General features: G+C 66.0%; 14 protein-coding genes. 5 read left to right on the plus strand and 9 right to left on the minus strand.

Going from position 1 to position 17,819, the window contains the following annotated elements; all coding sequences use genetic code 11:
- Positions 1-75 precede the first annotated feature (75 nt).
- The 5 genes from PLZ73_05670 to PLZ73_05690 are packed head-to-tail and all read left to right on the plus strand — an operon-like array spanning position 76 to position 3,331.
- Positions 76-474 (plus strand): hypothetical protein, encoded by a 399-nt coding sequence (locus PLZ73_05670; protein HOO77361.1) that lies wholly within the window; start codon positions 76-78, stop codon positions 472-474.
- Complete coding sequence (locus PLZ73_05675) at positions 471-2,009, plus strand: TM0106 family RecB-like putative nuclease (GenBank protein ID HOO77362.1); 1,539 nt, start codon at positions 471-473, stop codon at positions 2,007-2,009. Before PLZ73_05670 ends, PLZ73_05675 begins: the two co-directional genes overlap by 4 nt.
- Entirely contained in the window at positions 2,006-2,608 is a 603-nt protein-coding gene (locus PLZ73_05680; protein HOO77363.1) for a hypothetical protein, read from the plus strand. Before PLZ73_05675 ends, PLZ73_05680 begins: the two co-directional genes overlap by 4 nt.
- Positions 2,605-2,874 (plus strand): hypothetical protein, encoded by a 270-nt coding sequence (locus PLZ73_05685; GenBank protein ID HOO77364.1) that lies wholly within the window; start codon positions 2,605-2,607, stop codon positions 2,872-2,874. The genes PLZ73_05680 and PLZ73_05685 overlap by 4 nt, the downstream gene beginning before the upstream one ends.
- Before the next feature lie 16 nt (positions 2,875-2,890).
- Entirely contained in the window at positions 2,891-3,331 is a 441-nt protein-coding gene (locus PLZ73_05690; protein HOO77365.1) for a hypothetical protein, read from the plus strand.
- Positions 3,332-3,334: 3 nt separating this feature from the next.
- On the opposite strand, the gene gatB is transcribed toward PLZ73_05690, so the two are convergent.
- The 9 genes from gatB to PLZ73_05735 all read right to left on the minus strand — a co-directional run bounded on the left by gatB (position 3,335) and on the right by PLZ73_05735 (position 17,727).
- Positions 3,335-4,768 (minus strand): Asp-tRNA(Asn)/Glu-tRNA(Gln) amidotransferase subunit GatB, encoded by a 1,434-nt coding sequence (gene gatB, locus PLZ73_05695; protein ID HOO77366.1) that lies wholly within the window; start codon positions 4,766-4,768, stop codon positions 3,335-3,337.
- On the minus strand, positions 4,765-6,249 hold the full coding sequence (gene gatA, locus PLZ73_05700; GenBank protein ID HOO77367.1) for an Asp-tRNA(Asn)/Glu-tRNA(Gln) amidotransferase subunit GatA: 1,485 nt from the start codon (positions 6,247-6,249) through the stop codon (positions 4,765-4,767). Before gatA ends, gatB begins: the two co-directional genes overlap by 4 nt.
- A gap of 7 nt (positions 6,250-6,256) precedes the next feature.
- Positions 6,257-6,556 carry an Asp-tRNA(Asn)/Glu-tRNA(Gln) amidotransferase subunit GatC gene (gene gatC, locus PLZ73_05705; GenBank protein HOO77368.1) on the minus strand — a complete coding sequence of 100 codons (300 nt, stop codon included), beginning with the start codon at positions 6,554-6,556 and terminating at the stop codon, positions 6,257-6,259.
- Complete coding sequence (rsmA, locus tag PLZ73_05710) at positions 6,553-7,449, minus strand: 16S rRNA (adenine(1518)-N(6)/adenine(1519)-N(6))-dimethyltransferase RsmA (protein ID HOO77369.1); 897 nt, start codon at positions 7,447-7,449, stop codon at positions 6,553-6,555. Before rsmA ends, gatC begins: the two co-directional genes overlap by 4 nt.
- On the minus strand, positions 7,412-8,389 hold the full coding sequence (locus tag PLZ73_05715) for a peptidyl-prolyl cis-trans isomerase (protein ID HOO77370.1): 978 nt from the start codon (positions 8,387-8,389) through the stop codon (positions 7,412-7,414). Before PLZ73_05715 ends, rsmA begins: the two co-directional genes overlap by 38 nt.
- The gene (locus PLZ73_05720) at positions 8,386-9,279 is read right to left on the minus strand and encodes a peptidylprolyl isomerase (GenBank protein HOO77371.1); all 894 of its coding nucleotides are present in this window, start codon (positions 9,277-9,279) and stop codon (positions 8,386-8,388) included. The genes PLZ73_05715 and PLZ73_05720 overlap by 4 nt, the downstream gene beginning before the upstream one ends.
- Before the next feature lie 70 nt (positions 9,280-9,349).
- A complete protein-coding gene (mfd, locus tag PLZ73_05725) occupies positions 9,350-12,445 on the minus strand; it encodes a transcription-repair coupling factor (GenBank protein HOO77372.1) in 3,096 nt (1,031 codons plus the stop codon).
- A gap of 34 nt (positions 12,446-12,479) precedes the next feature.
- On the minus strand, positions 12,480-14,426 hold the full coding sequence (locus PLZ73_05730; GenBank protein HOO77373.1) for an aconitate hydratase: 1,947 nt from the start codon (positions 14,424-14,426) through the stop codon (positions 12,480-12,482).
- A gap of 115 nt (positions 14,427-14,541) precedes the next feature.
- Entirely contained in the window at positions 14,542-17,727 is a 3,186-nt protein-coding gene (locus PLZ73_05735) for a PAS domain S-box protein (protein HOO77374.1), read from the minus strand.
- Positions 17,728-17,819: the final 92 nt, after the last annotated feature.

Genomic DNA, 17,819 nt, shown 5'->3' on the forward strand with positions numbered 1-17,819 from the left:
AGCATAGCCGCCGGAAGTTGCATCCGATAAAACCTCCCGGCTCCGGAGAAAATCAGGAGGGAAGCTCCTGGAAGCATGAACGGCGGCGCGCACAGGAAAAAACGGATTTTCGGGGCGGCCGTGGCTCTGGCCGTGCTGCTGGGCGTCGGGGTCGCCGTCTTCGTCTCGGTCCGCGGCTGCGGAAACCGGGCGGGCGGGGAAAGTTCAAGCGACCGGGGGGAACAAGACGATTTCTACCGGGCCGAAGGCGGTCTTTGGAAACTGGAAACGCCGCTGCCCATCCTCAGGGAACAGAAATACGTCAGCAGCGAACGGGAACTGGCCGACTACCTGGTCTATGAGGGGCTCCCGGGAGAAACCGTGGTCGTGATCGAGGCCGAGGGCCGCTGGAAACGAGTCGAAGTCCGGGAGGGGAACCGGCCGGGAAGCGCCGGGTGGGCCGATGCCCATCGCCGGCGCGCCGAAAAACTGTGAACTCCCCCTCCTCGCCGGGAAACCCGGCTTCTCGTCCCATCACCGCTTCCATGCTCTACAGCCTGCTCCTGTGTCCCCGCCGTCTCGACCTCGACCTGCACGAAGATCCGGCCCGGCGCGACCCGGAAACCGCCTTTCTGAAACTTCTTTGGGAACGGGGCTCCGTTTTCGAGAAAGAAACGTTGGCGGCGATGGCAGCCCCCTGCCTCGATCTCAGCCCCTGGAACGGCGAAGAGAAGGAACGGAGAACCACCGCCGCCATGACCGCGAAAACGCCTTTGATCTACTCGGGTCGGATCCGGGGACAGGGGCTGCTGGGCGAACCCGACCTCCTGCTTCGAAGCGGCGGCGGGTACGCCGCCGGGGACATTAAAAGCGGGACGGCCGCGCGCGGCGAGGAGACGGGAGAAAACGGGAAGCTGAAGACGCCGTATGCCGTCCAGTTAGCCCTCTATACCGATATTCTCGAAGAGATGGGGGCGGCCGCGGCCGAACCGCCCTTCGTGCTCGATGTCCGCGGCCGCAAGGTCGCCTACGATTTGAACCTCCCGCGCGGCCGCCGCCGACCCCGGAGTTTCAGGGCCGACTACCTCGAAGCCCTCGATCGAGCCCGGGCGATTATCGCGCGACCCGGCGCGACCCGGCCGGCCCTGGGCTCCGTCTGCAAGCTCTGCCATTGGAAGAGCCTCTGCGCCCGCCAGGCCGAGGACCTCGACGATCTGACCCTCATTCCCGAACTGGGGCGCCGGCTCCGTGACGCCATCGGGCCCCGCTACCCCACGGTCGCGGCGTTGGCCGCCGCCGACCTGAACCCGACGGACGGCGGGATACCGGGCCTGGGGAGGCGGAGGCTGCGCAAATTCCAGGAACGCGCCCGGCTGCTGGCGCAACCGGACGCCCGCCCTTACCTGACCGCCCCTTTGCCTCCGCGGCGCGGCGACCGCGAGATATTTTTCGATATCGAAGTCGACCCCCTCCGGGACGTCTGCTACCTCCACGGTTTTCTGGAAAGAAAGGAGGGAGGGCGGACGCGCTTCACGCCTTTCCTGGCCCCCACTCCCGCCTCCGGGGATGAAAAGCGGGCTTTCGCCGGGGCCCTCGACTATCTCCGGCGGCGGGAGAGTGCCGTGGTCTATTACTATTCGAAGTACGAACGGACCTGGTGGCGAAAGCTGGCCGAGCGCTACCCCGACGTGGCCGATCGGGAGGAGATCGACGCCGTCTTCTCGTTTCCCGGCGCCGTCGATCTCTACTTCGACGTCGTCAAACCATACACCGAATGGCCCACCCGCAGCTATTCGATCAAAGACCTGGCTTCATACCTCGGTTTTTCCTGGAGGGACGCTTCTCCTTCCGGCGCCGCGTCCATCGAGTGGTACCACCGGTGGATGGAGAGCGGGGATTCCTGCATCCGCGACCGGATTCTGGCCTACAACGAGGACGACTGCCGGGCGCTGGCGGTGCTGCTCGACGGCATATCCGCCCTGAAACCCGGGCCCGGCGGGGAACCCTTCGCGGGGAGGGAGACTTCGTGACCGAAAACGCGTCGCGCACGGTCCTGTTCGTCTGCACCGGGAATATCTTCAGGAGCATGAGCGCCGAACTGGCCTTCAACTCCTGGAACCGCGGCAGTCCCCTCTGGCGGGCCGCATCCGCCGGCATCGTCGCCCTCCCCCAGGCCGTGCGCCCCGCCATTCGGGAGCGCCTGCTCTCCCACGGCCTCGATCCTGGCGGGCACCGCCAGCGGCGCCTGGATCGGGAGATGCTGGGGGAGGCCGATCTCGTCGTCGCCATGGGAACGGACCACCGGCGCTACCTGGACGCCGCCTACGGGTATTCGGCCCCGCTCTTCAACCAGGTCGCGTACGGGGCTCCCCGCCACCTGCCCGACGTGGAGGAGGCGGTGCCGGGATGGGAAGCCGATCCCGCCGGAGTCGACCGGTACGTCGGAAAGGTGGTCGACCATATCGTCGCCGCCATCCCTGCCTTTACCCGGAACCTCGGCGGCTACCTTCCCACCCCCGCGGAAGCTTCGCGGTTGTCCGGGAGAACCCGTCCGGGTATACTCGGCGAGGAAGGGGAGGCGACGAAGTTTCGAGGCCGCGACGGCAACAGGCAAGGAGGCGAGCGATGAAGACAGGCGCCGGCAGCCACGTCATCGTGGCGGTCCATATCACCGACCGGATCAAACACGCCATCGAAGTCCAGCAGATCCTGACCGCCTACGGGGCCCACATCAAGACCCGTATCGGTCTGCACGAAACCGACGGCGGGGCCTCTTCCCCCAACGGGATCGTCATCCTGGAGATGGTGGGGGACGACGACAAGCGCTTCGGGATCCTGGAAGAGCTCAACACCGTGGACGGGGTCGAGGCCAAGGTCCTGGTCTTTTCCCACTGACCGCGCCTCCCCGCGTATGTACATCTGCGTCGATTTCGACGGAACCATCGTCGACTACCGCTTCCCCGCGATCGGGGCCCCGGTCCCCGGAGCCATGGAATGGCTGAAACGCTGGACCGAACTCGGGGGCCGGATCATCCTCTTCACCATGCGCTCCGACGGGCCGGACGGAAGAATGCTGCTTTCGGCGGCGGTCGGCTTTCTCGAGGAGCGGGGGGTGAAACTGTACGGGGCGAACGTCAACCCCGATCAGGCGGCATGGAGTTCCAGCCCCAAGGCCTACGGCCACTGCTACGTCGACGACGCCGGCTTCGGCTGCCCCCTGGTCCGCCCCCCCGGGTTCGCCCGCCCCTGCGTGGATTGGTCGGTGGTCGGTCCCGCGATCGAAGCCCGGCTCCTGGCTCGGAGGCGGCATGAGCCCCCGGAAATCCCTCCGGACGCCGGCCAACGCCCGTGAAGGTCAGTTTCGGCCCAGCCGTTCTTTGAGGATACGGTTCACTTCCCGGGGGTTGGCTTTTCCCCGGGTCGCCTTCATCGCCTGCCCGACCAGAAACGCGATCGCTTTGTCCTTGCCCGAGCGCACCTCTTCGGCCGGGCCCGGGTTGTCGGCGATCACCCGGTCGACGATTCCCTCGAGTTCGGCGGCGTCGCTGATCTGGACCAGGCCCCGTTCCCGGACGATGTCGGAAGCCGAGCTGCCGGCGGAGAACATCTCGGCGAAAACGGCTTTGGCCGTCTTGCCGCTGATCGTCCCCCGGACGACGAGGGAGAGAAGTTCGGCCAAGCCTTCCGGAGAGACGGGGGATTCGGCGATCCCCTTCCCCGCTTCCTTGAGTTTGCCCAGCAGCTCCACCATCACCCAGTTGCTCGCCGTCTTGGGGTCGGCGAGCCGGGCCGCCGCCTCGAAATAATCCGCCAGTTCTCTTTCCGCGGTCAGAACCCCGGCATCGTACGCGGGGATCCCGTATTCGCGCGCGAACCGTTGCGCCCGAGCCGCCGGCAGCTCCGGGAGCTTCTTCCTCTCCTCCTCCAACCATGCCGGGTCGAGGACGACCGGCACCAGGTCAGGGTCGGGGAAGTAGCGGTAATCGTGCGCCTCCTCCTTGCTTCTCATGGAACGGGTTTTCCCCGATTCCGCGACGAAGAGGCGCGTTTCCTGAACGACGGCTCCGCCCTTGTCCAGTATCCGGCGCTGGCGGCGCTCCTCGTACTCCAGCGCTTTCTCCACCGCTTTGAAGGAGTTCATGTTTTTGATCTCGACCTTGACGCCCAGCCCGCGTGAGCCGGCGGGGCGCAGGGAAATATTGGCGTCGCACCGGAAGGAGCCCTTTTCCATATCGCAGTCCGAAACCCCGGCATAGCGCATGACCCCGTGTATGGTTTTCAGGTACTCGTGGGCTTCGCGCGGCGTGCGCAGTTCCGGCTCCGATACGATCTCCAGCAAGGGGACGCCGGTGCGGTTGTAATCCACCCCGCTCCCGCTCCCGTCCTCGAAGTGGACCAGTTTCCCCGCGTCTTCTTCGAGATGGGCCCGGGTGATCCCGATCCGCCTGTCCGCGTCATCGACGGAGATATCGATCCAGCCCGGACCGTTCAGGGGCCGGTCGTACTGGGAGATCTGATAGGCCTTGGGCAGATCGGGGTAATAGTAGTTCTTCCGGTCGAATTTGCTGAACGAGGCCGTCCGGCAATTGAGCGCCAGCCCCGCCCGCACCGCGAGTTCGACCGCTCGGCGGTTCAGCACCGGCAGAACGCCGGGGAGCCCCAGGCAGACCGGACAGACCCGGCTGTTGGGCTCCCCTCCCCATCCGACCGGGCAGGAACAGAAGAGCTTCGATTCCGTCTTCAGTTGGACGTGGACCTCCAGGCCGATTACCGTCTCCCAGGAGTTCATCCCCTCGCCTCCTCGCCGGGTCCGAGGACGGGGGACCGAAGATGGTGCCGGGTGCGGCCCTCGAAGAACCGGGCGACGTCCAGCAGCCTTGGCTCCTCGAACGCGGGGGCGATGATCTGGAGCCCTACCGGGAGCCCGGCGCCGTCGAAACCGCAATTGATCGAAATCGCGGGCAGACCGGCAAGGTTGACCCCGATCGTGAAGATATCGGAAAGATACATCTGCAGGGGGTCGGCGGTCTTTTCTCCCAGCCGAAAGGCCGTGGTCGGCGACGTCGGCATGAGAATGCAGCCGCAGGTTTCGAACGCCCGGTCGAAATCGTCCTTGATCAAGCGCCTGACCTTGAGCGCGCGCGCGTAAAACGCTTCGTAATACCCGGCGGAAAGCACGTAGGTCCCCAGCATGATCCTCCGCTTGACCTCGGGGCCGAACCCCTGCGCCCGGGTCTGCTGGTACATTTCGATCATCCCCTCCCCGGCCCCGGAACGGATGCCGTACTGCACGCCGTCGAACCGGGCCAGGTTGGAAGAGGCCTCGGCGGTGGAGATGATGTAGTAACAGGCCACCGAGTCGGGCAGACGCGGCAGCCGGATCTCCACCAGTTCCGCGCCGGCATCGCGGTAGACGGCGCAGGCCTCCCGGAAACGCTCTTCCACCTCCGCGGACATGCCTTCGGAGAAACACTCCGCCGGGACCCCCAGCCTCATTCCCTCGAGGGTCGGCGGCGGTTCCCGGCGGCAGGACGGAACCGGCAACGGCGCCGAGGTCGAGTCCCGGGGGTCGGGGCCGGCCATGACCTCCAGGGCCAGAGCGACGTCTTCGACCGAACGGGCGAAGGGGCCGATCTGATCGAGGGACGAAGCGTACGCGATCAGGCCGTAGCGGGAAACCCGCCCGTAGGTCGGCTTCAATCCCGCCACCCCGCAGAGCGAAGCCGGTTGCCGGATGGAGCCGCCCGTGTCCGAGCCCAGGGCCAGGGCGCACTGCCGGGAAGCCACCGCGGCCGCCGCCCCCCCCGAAGACCCCCCCGGAACCCGGCATGGATCCCAGGGATTGCGCACGGGCCCGTAGCTCGAGTTTTCGTTGGAGGACCCCATGGCGAATTCGTCCATATTGAGCTGGCCGAGAAAAACCGCGCCGGACGCGCGCAGGCGCGCGACCACGGTGGCGTCGTACGGCGCGGCGTAGCCCGCCAAAATGGCCGAACCGCAGGTTACTTCCCTGCCTTCGACGCAGAGGTTGTCCTTCAGACCGACCGGGACTCCGGCCAGCGGACCCGGGTCTTCACCGGAAGCCACTCGTTCGTCGATCCGGTCCGCCGCCGCCAGGGCGCCCTCCGGATCCAAGCGCAGAAAAGCCCGAACGGTTCCGTCGACTTCCCCGATCCGTTTCAGGGCGTCGAGGGCCGCCTCGCGGGCCGAAAATTCGCCGGCGCGGACTCCGGCGGCGATTCGGGAAGCCGTCATTTCGTGAATCTTCATGGCGGATTCAATCGGAAAGCACGGGGGGGACCAGAAAAAAACCGTCGCGGGTCGCCGGGGCGGCGGCAAGGAAGGCTTGGGGGCCGGATCCGGAAGCGGCGATGTCCTCGCGCATGACGTTGCGCAGGGGGAGAACGTGGTCGAGAGGTTCGATTCCGTCCACGTTCAAAGCGCCCAGTTTCTCCATGTATTCGAGGATGGAGTTAAGCTGACGGCCGAAGACCTGTTTCTCCTCGGCGGTCACCGCCAAACGCGCCAGGCGCGCGACCTTTTCGACTTCCTCCCGAGTTATTCCGCCGTCGTTCACCGCTCGCTCTCCGGACCGTGGGAAGCCAGAGCCCGCACCAGGCGAACATAGTCCCGAGGAGAAAGCTGCTCGGGCCGGGCGGCGGGATCGATGACGGCTTCCCGACAAGCTCGATCGATTTGGCCGGCAGTATATCCCAACCCCGAAGCCCGCTCCAGGGTATTCTTGATCATCTTCCGGCGTTGGGCGAAAACGGTTCTGGCCACGGCCGCCAGGGGAACCCTCAAGTCCCCATCCGCCTCCGGAAGGGGGGCGGCGTCGAGAACCACCACCGCGGAATCCACTCGCGGAACGGGGAAAAAACTGCGGCGATCCACCTTGAATGCCCGCCGGGCGCCCCCGAAAGCCCCGGCCATGACCGAGAGGAGCCCGTACTCCTTGTTCCCCGGCGGAGCGACGATCCTGGCCGCCGCTTCTTCCTGGACCATGCAGACCGTTCGCCGCACCGAAGGAAAGTCGCGGAGCAGGCGGAAGAGCGCCGCCCCGGCCAGGGAATAAGGGAGGTTGGAGACCACCTTCAAGGGGCGCCGGCCCGCCGCCCGCAGGATACGCTCGGGGTCGACTTTAAGAAAGTCTTCCCGGATCAGGGTGAACCCCGTTCCTTCCGGGCAGAAGACGCCGAGAAGGCGGGCGATCCCCCGGTCGCACTCCACGGCCACCACCGGACAGATCTTCCTCATTTCCACGGTCATCGTCCCCAGCCCGGGACCGATTTCGAGGACGGTTTCGGAGTCCGCGAGTCCGGCTTCCTCCAGGATTCGTTCCAGCACGCCTCCGTCGGTTATGAAATTCTGCCCGCGGTCCCGGGAGAGACGGAGACCGTTCTCGGCCAGCACGGCGGAGAGGTAGCCCCGGTCAAGGAGCGGATTGTCCGCTTTCAGCGGGGAGGACATAGGCGGCGCGGCGCAGCGAATCCAGCCAGCGGTCCTGGATCTGCCGCCGTTGGGTTTGGTAGAGTTGGTCCGAAATGGACTGCCAGACCGATTCCAGCGGCTTGCGGCTCGCCTGCTTGCGGCCGGTGACCTTGACGATCTGAAAGCTCCCGGGTCCTTCGATGATCCCCGAATATCCCCCCACTTCGATCCCCTCCACCCCCCGGGCCAGGTCCGAGCGCATCTCCGAGACACTCAGGTACCCCATGTCGCCGCCGGAATCGGCGGCGGGCCCGAGGGAGTAGTCCCGGACCACTTCCGCGAAATCGGCCCCGGAGGCGATCTTCTCCGCGGCTTCGACGGCCCGGCCGCGCGCGGCGGCGCGGGCCGCGGGATCGTCGGGGGCCGGGACCAGGATCATGCTGATCCGGATCTGTTCCGGAGTGGTGAATTCCTGGGGGTGGTCGCGGTAATAATCCATGACTTCGCGGGGAGTGACGTTGACCCGGGAATTCACCTCCCGGTAAACCAGTTCGCTCATCTTGATCCGCTCCGTCAGCCGTTTCCGGAAGGAGTCCTCGTCGAAACCCTCTTCGGCCAGGGAGGCGAGAAAATCTTCTTCGGACGGGAACCGATTCATCGTCTCCCGGTAGTCACGCTCCACTTCGAGGGGATCGACCTGAATATCTTCCCGGCTTTCTGCGGCGATCAGCATCAACTGTTCGTCGATCCAGCCGTTGATGGCGTCGTTGCGGGCCATTTTCTTCAGGGTCGAGAGCTGGCTGGGAGGCGCGCTCTCTTCGTATTGCGAATAGAGCGGGGCCAGCCGCCGCTGAAGTTCGGTGGTGGTCAGTATCCGGTCGTTGACCCGGGCTTCGATTTTTTCTTCCGTTTCCGCGGCGGCGGCCGACGCCGTCAGCGCCGCCGCCGCCGCCAACCACAGTATCGTTTTGCCCGTCACTTCCCGGAGGCCCCGGGGACCGGCAGCGCCAGGGTGCGGAGCAGGTCGTTGTCGACCCGGGGCGGATATTTGCCTTCCAGGGATGCGCGCACTTCGTCCAGGCGCGCTTTTCTTTTTTCCACCTCCAGGCGGGCCATGGCCTCGTCGCGGGATTCTTCGAACGTCTTGACCCTGGGTTCCTTCCGGTCGGTTACCTTCACCAGGAAATAGCCGTATTCGCTTTCGATGGGGCCGGCGAACGTATCGGTCTCCATGGTCCACACCACGCTCTCCAATTCCGTCGGAAGCTGTCCCGGCCGGAAATAGCCCAGATCCCCGCCGCGGGAAGCGGCGGTGCCCTTGGAGACGGCGGTGGCCAGTTCTCCGAAATCGCCTCCCTCCTGAAGTTGCCGCAGAACCTCCTGAGCTTGGGCGCCGGCGGTGCTCATCTCCTCGCCTTCGCCCGGAACCAGGAGCATGTGGCTGACCCTTATCAACTCCGGCACTTCGAACTCGGGGCGGTGGCTCCGGTAATAGGCCTCGATTTCCTCTTCGCGGGGACGGGGAATGGACAGGACCTCTCGGTTGAGATAGGTTTCGACCAGAAGCCGGTCCTGGAAATCCCGCATCTCCTGCTGGAAGGAATCCTCCTGGTCCAGCCCCTCGCGACGGGCCTCCTGGAGTATGAGCTTTTCCAGGATCATATCGTCGAGAAGTTCCTGGGGCGAAGCCGGTTTGAATTCTCCGGCCATGGCCTGGTGGGCGTTCCATTCGTTGGCGAACTGGTCCGGGGTGATCGTTTCTTCGCCCACCACGACCAGCGCCGGGCCCTCCGGTTTCGACCCGCCGCAGCCTCCCAGGATCAGGACGATCCCGGCCCCGATCCCGGCGAACCAATAGAGCGATTTCATGATCCGTTCCTCCTTGCGTGACTACGCGTTATCGTGCGGTGCGGCATTATACCCGTCCGGAGGAGTACGATCAAGTCTTCCCCACGACGGCCCCCGCCAACCAGCGCAGAAAGCGGATAGGCTCCAGGGGGCGCCGGGGGGGCGCCACCACCGCCAACACCTTCCCGTCCTTGCGGAATACGTACCTTCCCCGGTCGGTATCGACGGTATCCGCCCCCGCCCGGGCCGCCGCCAATCTCAGCTCGGTCTCGGCCTTCATGGCTTCCGCCTCGGGAGGGATCGGGCCGAATCGATCGCGCAGTTCGGCTTCCCACTCCCGCAGTTCGGGAAGCGTGCGGATCCGGGACCAAGTCCGGTACATCTCCACCCGCTCCCGCTCGCCGGGGATATAGCCGTCCGGAAGCCAACCGGGGCATTCGAAGACGATGCGAGCGGGCGGGGGTCCCTCTCGCCGTTCCCCCTTGAGCGTCTTCACGCTTTCATCGAGGAGCCGGCAGTAGAGTTCGAATCCGACGGCGGCGATGTGCCCGTGTTGTTCCCGGCCGAGCAGGTTTCCCGCGCCGCGGATCTCCAGATCGCGCAGGGCCAGGCCGAAGCCGGCGCCCAGCCGGGAAAATTCTTCGATGGCCTGGAGGCGGCGGCGGGCCACGGCGGTGAGCGGAACCGTTCCCGGGTAAAAAAAGTAAGCGTAGGCGCGGCGGTCGAGCCGGCCCACCCTTCCCCGGAGCTGGTAGAGGTCGGCCAGGCCGAACCGCTGGGCGTCCTCCACGATCAGGGTATTGGCATTGGGAATATCGAGGCCGCTTTCGATGATGGTGGTGCAGACCAGGATATCGATCCCGCCTCCGGCGAAAGCCTCCATGACCCGGGCCAGGGCGGTTTCCCCCATCTGCCCGTGCGCGACGGCGGCACGGGCTCCCGGAACGGAGGCCTTGACCCGGGCGAGCACCGCGGAGATGTCCTCCACCCGGTTATGCAGATAATAAACCTGCCCCCCCCGACGCAGTTCCCGGGTCAGGGCGCGGCGGATCTTCTCGGGATCGTAAGGGACGACCGAAGTGCGGACGGAGAGCCTGTCTCCGGGGGGAGTGGCGATGGTGGAGAGCTCGCGGATCCCGGTCAGAGCCAGGTAGAGGGTGCGGGGTATGGGCGTGGCCGTCAGGGTGAGAACGTCCACCAACTTCCGCATCCGTTTCAGCTGCTCCTTGTGCCTGACCCCGAACCTCTGCTCCTCGTCGACGACCACCAGGCCCAAGTCCTTGAACGCCACGTCCTTCTGCAGGAGCCGGTGAGTTCCGATCACGATATCCACCGCTCCCGACGCCGTCCCGGCAAGGACCTGTTTGCGCAGGTCGGGTCCGACCAAGCGGCTCAAACCCTCGATCCGAACCGGGTAATCGGCCATCCTCTCCCGGAACGTCCGGCAGTGCTGCTGCGCCAGAACGGTGGTCGGGACCAGCACCGCCACCTGCTTTCCCCCCATAACCGCCTTGAAAGCCGCCCGGACCGCCACCTCCGTCTTCCCGTAACCGACGTCGCCGCACAAGAGCCGGTCCATGGGCCGGGGGGCCTCCATTTCCGCTTTGACCTCGGCCAGGGCCCGTTCTTGGTCGGGGGTTTCCTCGTAGGGAAAGGAAGCTTCGAATTCGCGCTGCCAGTGAGTGTCGGGTCCGAAGCCGTGTCCGGGAAGATGCCCCCGCGCCGCCTGGACTTCCAGCATTTCCTGGGCGAGGCGGGCTATCGCCTTTTCCGCCGCCGCCCGGGCGCGTTTCCACCTCCCCGAGCCCAACCGGTCCAACCGGGGAGTCATTCCTCCGATCCCGGTATAGCGGCTGAGGAGGTCGGTTTGGGAGGGGGGAACGTAGAGCCGGGCGCTCCCGGCGTAGCGGATCGCCAACCGCTCCCGCGGCACCCCCCCGATTTCGACCATCTCCGTTCCCAGGTAGCGTCCCACTCCGTAATCGAGGTGCACCACGAAATCGCCGGGCTTGAGTTCTTCCGGCCGAACGGAGACTTCGCCGCCGACGCTCCGACGGCGTGGCGCCAGGTAGCGGTAACGGGCGAAGATCTCGCTGTCGGGGACCACGACCAGCCCCCCTTTTTCCCACATGAAACCCCGGGCCAGGTTGCCGCGACGATATTCCAGGCCCGGGTCGGGATGTATCCCGCGAGCGGCCAGAAGCTCCTGCAGCCGCTCTTCCTCCCCCCGGTTGCGGGCCACCGCCCACACCCGCAGGCCTTTCCGCAACCACGCTCCGACCGCCTCCAGGAGCGGGAACTTCTCCTCCCCGGCTCCGGGGGCATACGCGTAGGGATCGAGTCCGGAGAAACCGAAACCGCCGGGGCCGCCGGCGCCCAGGGCGTTGAAGATTATTTCGGAAAATTCCCCCCGGCCGGACAAGGTCATCTCCGCCGCCGCCGGAGGGACCGGCGACGGCCAGACCAGCAGGCGGTCCCGATCCAGATAATCGAAGATCGTCGCCGAGCCCGCTCCGATTCCATCCAGGGCCATGAGGGCGACGCCGCCGATTTCCCGGGTCGAACGCTGCGTCTGGGGAAGAAACGTTTTGAGACTGTCGATCTCGTCTCCGAAAAAATCCACCCTTACCGGCAGTTCGGCATCGATCGGATAGACGTCCAGGAGACCTCCCCTGCGGGCGAACGTCCCGGGTTCGACAACGGGGTCGTCGTGCGCGTACCCCGCTTCGACCAGCCACTCCGCCAGCCCTTCCGGGCCGAGTTCCTTCCCCGGGGAGAGAACCAGGGTCCGCTCCTCCAGCGAGCGGGGAGGGGGAACCGGCTGGCGGACCGCGGCCAAGGTGGCCGCGACGGCCGGGACGGCGCCTTCCCGCAAGGCCTTCAGCACCGCGAGCCGACGGCCGGCGGTCTCGGTCGAAACCGGAAGTTCGTCGTCGGGGAGGGTTTCGAAAGCGGGGAAGATCGCGACCCCGGAACCGGAAAAGGTCGCCGCCGCGGCGACGAATTCGGTCTGGTCCCGTTCGTTGCCGAAGAGCGCGATCCAAGCCCGCGGAAAGTCGCGGGCGGCGGCGGCCATCAGAAACGCGGCGGCGGCGGGGGGACAACCCGGGACCGAGCCTCCACGGCGGCTACGCCACAGCTTCAGGAAACGGCCGTATTCTCCGGTCGACTCGGCGCCCCCCGTCATGAAGCGAGCGACCCTGCCGGTGCGGCCCCGGGGCTCACCCGGCCCCGGATTCGAGCTTGAGGAGGTTGAGAAGACCGCCGGCCAGGACGATTTCCCGCTCCCGCGGACTGAGGAGCAGTACGGTCCGGATGCTCCGGCCCTGCCCGGGGAAGTCCACGGTTATCGGCGCTCCCGCCTCGGTCTCTTCCCGGAGAGCCGGGAAATTCGCCTGAGCTCCCGGCGGGGGCAGCGTCTCGGCGTCGGCGGCGCTCAGAACCAGAGGGAGAATTCCGAAGTTGATCAGGTTGGCTCGATGAATCCGGGCGAAAGACCGGGCTAGGACCGCCCGCACTCCCAGGTAGCGGGGCGCCAGGGCCGCGTGCTCCCGGCTGGAGCCCTGCCCATAGTTCTCTCCGCCGACGATGACCCCGGCGGCTTCATCACGGCGCGCCCGGTCGGCCGCCGCGACGAATCCGGGGTCCAAATCCCGGAACACATACCGGGAAATCTTCTCGATATTGGAGCGCAGAGGCAGGATCCGGGCACCCGCCGGCATGATGTCGTCGGTGGTCACATTGTCTCCGACCCTGGTCAGTATCCGCCCCTCCAGAGAAACCGGAAGCCGTTCGCCCAGCGGAACCGACGATATATTCGGTCCTTTGACCACCTCGACCGTTTCCGGATGCGCCGAGGGGGGGACGATCATGGAATCGTCGACGGTCACGGGCGAGGACGCGGGCAGGACCGGCGGGGTCCCCGCCTCGCGCGGGTCCACGATCGCTCCCCGCAGTGCCGAAACCGCGGCCGTCTCGGGCGAAACCAGATAAACTTCGGCGTCCGCGGTCCCGCTGCGTCCCTTGAAGTTGCGGTTGTAGGTCCTCAGGCTGACCCCCCGGGAGGGGGGCGCCTGGCCCATCCCGATGCAGGGGCCGCAGGCGTTTTCCATGATCCGGGCCCCCGCCGAAATCAGCTTGTCCAACCCCCCGTCCCGGGCCAAGCGGCTCATGACCTGGCGGGAACCGGGGGAGATGACCAGGCTCGTCCGGGGCGGGACTACCTTTCCCTCCAGCACCGCGGCCGCGGTGGCCAGATCCTTCCAGGAAGAATTGGTGCAGCTCCCGATGCAGACCTGGTCCACTTCGATCCCGGCCAACTCCCGAACCGGACGCACCCGGTCCGGGGAGTGGGGGCATGCGGCCAGCGGTTCCAGGGAATCCAGGTTCAGGAGGAGCCGGGCGGCGTAACTCGCCGAAGGGTCGGGGTTCAGTTCCGTCCAGTCTTCCTCCCTTCCCTGCTCCGCCAGGAATTCCCGGGTCCGGCGGTCCGAAGGGAAAACGGAAGTCGTCGCCCCGGTTTCGGCGCCCATGTTGGCGATGGTGGCGCGCTCGGGGACGGAGAGGCTCTCGACGCCCGGGCCGGTGTATTCGAGAATCTTCCCGACCCCGCCTTTCACCGAAAGTTCCCGCAGTACCGCGAGAATGACGTCTTTGGCGCTCACCCACGGCCGGAGGCTCCCTTCCAGGCGGATCTCGAAAATCTCGGGCATGAGCACGGAGTAGGGGCGCCCGGCCAGCGCCGCCGCTATCTCCAGGCCCCCGACGCCGATGGCCAACATCCCCAGCCCTCCCCCGGTGGGGGTATGGCTGTCCGACCCCAGGAGCACGGCTCCGGGACGGCCGAAACGCTCGAGATGAATCTGATGGCAGATCCCGTTGCCGGGACGGGAGAAATAGAGCCCGTAGCGGGACGCGAAGGTCTGCAGGAACCGGTGGTCGTCGGCGTTTTCGAACCCGCCCTGGAGGGTGTTGTGGTCGACGTAGCTGACCCCCAGTTCCACCTTGACCCGGGGCAGACCCAGGGTTTCGAATTCGAGATAGGCCATGGTCCCGGTAGCGTCCTGGGTCAGCGTCTGATCGACCCTGAGCGCGACTTCACGACCCGCCTTCATCTCTCCGCCGGCCAGGTGCCGGGATATGATTTTTTCCGCGATCGTCAGTCCCATGTCCGCGTTTCCTCTCCTTGTTTCCGCCGCTGGCATCGGCCGTAGTATTGTAGCCCAGATCGCCTCCCGATCCAGTCCGGAATCGGGGATTGTTTTTCGGAGGTCGCGGCGGCGGTCAGGAAGGGGATACCAGCGCCGCCGCCAGGATCGCGCGCAGCTCTTCCAATTCGTAGGGCTTGTGCAGGAACCCGGCCAGCCCCATCCCCTGGAAGCGCTCGGTGGCTTCGGCTTCGTTGTAGCCGCTGCAGAGCACGACCTTGACCCCCGGGTCCAGGGAACGCAAAGCCTCGAAGGTGGCGAAACCGTCCATCCCCGGCATGGTCAGATCGAGAATGACGCAATCGAAGCCATCCGGGGAGCGGCGGAAGCGTTCCAGCGCTTCCCGGCCTCCGGAGACGGTTACGGCCTTCATCCCCAGCTTTTCCAGAAACGCCGCGCAGACTTCGAGGACGATGGCTTCGTCGTCGACCACCAGCGCGGTTCCCGGCAGGGTCTCCGGCAAAACCTCTCCGGCGACGGCGGGCGCGGCGGGAATACGGCTCTTCCCCGCTTCTTCCGGAGCGGCGGGGAACAGGACCCGTACCGTGGTTCCCGCCCCCGCCCGGCTTTCCACGAAAATAGCCCCGTGGTGGCCCCGCACGATCCCCAGGACCGCCGCCATGCCCAGGCCCCGGCCCGTGAATTTCCGCGTGAAGAAGGGATCGAAGAGGCGCTGCAGGGTGTCGTCGTCCATCCCGCAGCCGGTATCGGCGACTTCGAGCCAGACGAACTTTCCCGGAAGGGGTTTTTCGGTCAGCCGGCTGGAGCGCAGGTACGTCCCGTCGCAATCCATCTCGCCGGTGCCGAGACGGATGGTTCCCGGACCGGCGCCGATGGCCTCGGCGGCGTTGGTGAGCAGGTTGACCAGAACCTGGTGCACCTGGCCGGAATCTCCCAGGATCGGGGAAAGCCCCCCTCCCAGGCGGCAATCGATCTCGACGCCCGCGGGGACCGCCCTCCGGAGCATCTCCATGTTCCCGGTGACCAGCTCGTTGAGATTGAGCGGGGAGGGAAATACTTTGCCCCCGCCCGAATAAGCCAGCATCTGCCTGGTCAGGTTCGTGGCCCGTTTCACCGCTTCCACGGCGGCCTGCAGGCGGGGGCGGAGCGGGGACTCCGGTTCCAGATCGCGCAACCCCAATTCCAGGTTCCCCATGATGGCGGCGAGGAGGTTGTTGAAGTCATGGGCGATGCCGCCCGCCATCACCCCCAGGCTTTCGAGTTTCTGGACGTGGAAAAAACGCCGTTCCATCTCCAGGCGCTCTTCCTCGGCCAGGTTGCGCTCTTGGTTGACGATCGAAAGCGCCACCTGATCGGCGAGCTGGCAGGCGAAGGTGACCTCATCGGGAGTCCAGCGGTGGGGTTGGCGGACGTGTTCGAGGCAGAGGACTCCGAGGTTACGCCCGGAGGCGCGGATGACCGCGTCCAGCATCGAGGTGATCTGGAGCGGCTTGAGGTAGCTCTCCACGTAGCCCGCGGTCCGGGGGTCTCGGAGGGCGTCGTCGGCGTCGAGATACTTGCTCCGGCTCAAGGCTTCGAATTCGTCGCGGTATTCGCGGCGGGTGAGGACCATCCCCGCCGAATGGCGGCCGATCTTGGATTCGTAGAGGTCCAGGCACATCAATTCTTCTTCCATGTCGTCGAAGAGCCAGACGCCGGCCCTGGCCACGCCCACCGCCTCGGCGGCCAACTCCGTGAGCTGAAGCGAAAGTTCCCTCACTTTGCCCGAGGCCAGATGGGGAGAGACGGAAAGCCGGGCCACCACGTCCTGCTGGCGCTGGCTGCGCTCATAGGCGGCCAGGAGCTCTTCTTCGGCGCGCTTGCGCTTGCTGATGTCGGTCAGGACCATGAGGACGCAGTGCTGGTCGGCGATCTCGATCATATCGGCGGAGAGCAGCGCCTGGCGGACGGCTCCTCCCTTGGTCCGCACCTCCACCTCCTCGTTGCGGGGAGGGCTGCCCTCCTTCAGCGCCTGGAGCAACCCGGCATACGCCGATTCCTCGGCGAAGATGCCCAGCCGCTCGTAACTCTGCCCGATGATCTCGGACCGGGAATACTCCAGGGTGGAGCAGAACATCTCGTTGACGTCCAGAAACCGGCCGTCCTGAAGACTGGAAACGGCCATCAGCACCGCGCTGGAGTTGAAAGCGCGGGCGAAACGGTCTTCGGACTGTTGGAGGAGGGAGAAATCCTTGCAGACGACGAAGCAGGCGGGACGGTTGTTCCAGAGGCCCGGGGTGGCGGTGGTTTCGACCGGTATCACCCGTCCGTCGCGGCTTTCCAGATGCCTCAGCGAAGACGGGCTCTTCTCCTCGATCATCGTCCGGGCCAGCGCGGCGTCGTCCGCGCCCGGGGGGATGGAAGGGCAGAGGGAACCCAGCCCCCGTCTCCGCAGTTCCTCCCGGTGATAGCCGAGCCGGCGGACGACCGTCTCGTTGACGTGCTGGATTCTCCCGTCGCAGTCGAGTACGAAGAGAAAATCTTCCACCGAATTGAAGAAGATTTCGAAGTTGAACCGCGCCTGGTCGGCGCCGCGGCGGACCATATAAAACCCCCCGAGCAACGCGACGATCAACAGGGTGATCGCGATCGGGAGGACGCAGGCTTCCCGGATTTCCGCCTGCCAGGGCCCGGCGCCGATATCCATCCCCAGCACCGCCGTCACCTTTCCCGTTTCGGGGTCGAGAAGAGGCACCAGGGCGCTTACCCATGTTCCCCACCGGTCCGAAACCGGTCCTTCCACCGCCTCCTCCCCCCGGGAAAAAACATCGAGAAGAATTTTCTGAGCCTCCGGATACCGTTGTCCCGGAGGAGAATAATCCGGGGACGTCGGCGGCTCGGAATCGACGAAGAAAAACACCCCCTTCCCGGGCCATTCCCCCATGAGATAAATGAAACGATAGCGGGGGTTGGCGGAACGGACCATGCTCAGCCTTTCCTTGAGCCGCCGATAATCGGGGGAATCCAGATCCCGGTCGGAGGCCGTCAGGTTATCCACCAGGTTCCAGTTGACGGCGTTGGCCACCATCCTGGCTTCGGTGAGAATATCGTCGCGCATGTGGGCGTCTTCCCGGCGCGCCACCCGCCAGGTGGCCAGCGTGCCCGCGAGCATGACCGCGGCGACGGCGATCCGGAACCAACGGCCGTAAGCCCGCGTCCCCGAATCGGCGGCGGGCGGAGCCGGAACCCCTTCCCCGCTTCGATCCGGCCCGGGATTGTCGCTCCGAACAGCTTCTCGGTTCCCCCCCGCCCCGCTATTCATCCATCTCCTCCGATAAGGCGTAACCGGCTCCGATATCCCGGCTTAAGGCAAAAATATTTTGACGCCTCGTACTTGTAGTATAACACGAACCC

The sequence above is a fragment of the bacterium genome (genome assembly GCA_035380285.1).
In the GTDB taxonomy this organism is placed as follows: domain Bacteria; phylum Auribacterota; class Erginobacteria; order Erginobacterales; family DAOSXE01; genus DAOSXE01.

Coding starts and splice junctions, on each gene's coding strand:
- PLZ73_05670 (HOO77361.1), top strand. CDS start 76: ATGAACGGCGGCGCGCACAGGAAAAAACGGATTTTCGGGGCGGCCGTG.
- PLZ73_05685 (HOO77364.1), top strand. CDS start 2,605: ATGAAGACAGGCGCCGGCAGCCACGTCATCGTGGCGGTCCATATCACC.
- PLZ73_05690 (HOO77365.1), top strand. CDS start 2,891: ATGTACATCTGCGTCGATTTCGACGGAACCATCGTCGACTACCGCTTC.
- gatB (HOO77366.1), bottom strand. CDS start 4,768: ATGAACTCCTGGGAGACGGTAATCGGCCTGGAGGTCCACGTCCAACTG.
- gatA (HOO77367.1), bottom strand. CDS start 6,249: ATGAAGATTCACGAAATGACGGCTTCCCGAATCGCCGCCGGAGTCCGC.
- rsmA (HOO77369.1), bottom strand. CDS start 7,449: ATGTCCTCCCCGCTGAAAGCGGACAATCCGCTCCTTGACCGGGGCTAC.
- PLZ73_05720 (HOO77371.1), bottom strand. CDS start 9,279: ATGAAATCGCTCTATTGGTTCGCCGGGATCGGGGCCGGGATCGTCCTG.
- mfd (HOO77372.1), bottom strand. CDS start 12,445: ATGACGGGGGGCGCCGAGTCGACCGGAGAATACGGCCGTTTCCTGAAG.
- PLZ73_05730 (HOO77373.1), bottom strand. CDS start 14,426: ATGGGACTGACGATCGCGGAAAAAATCATATCCCGGCACCTGGCCGGC.
- PLZ73_05735 (HOO77374.1), bottom strand. CDS start 17,727: ATGAATAGCGGGGCGGGGGGGAACCGAGAAGCTGTTCGGAGCGACAAT.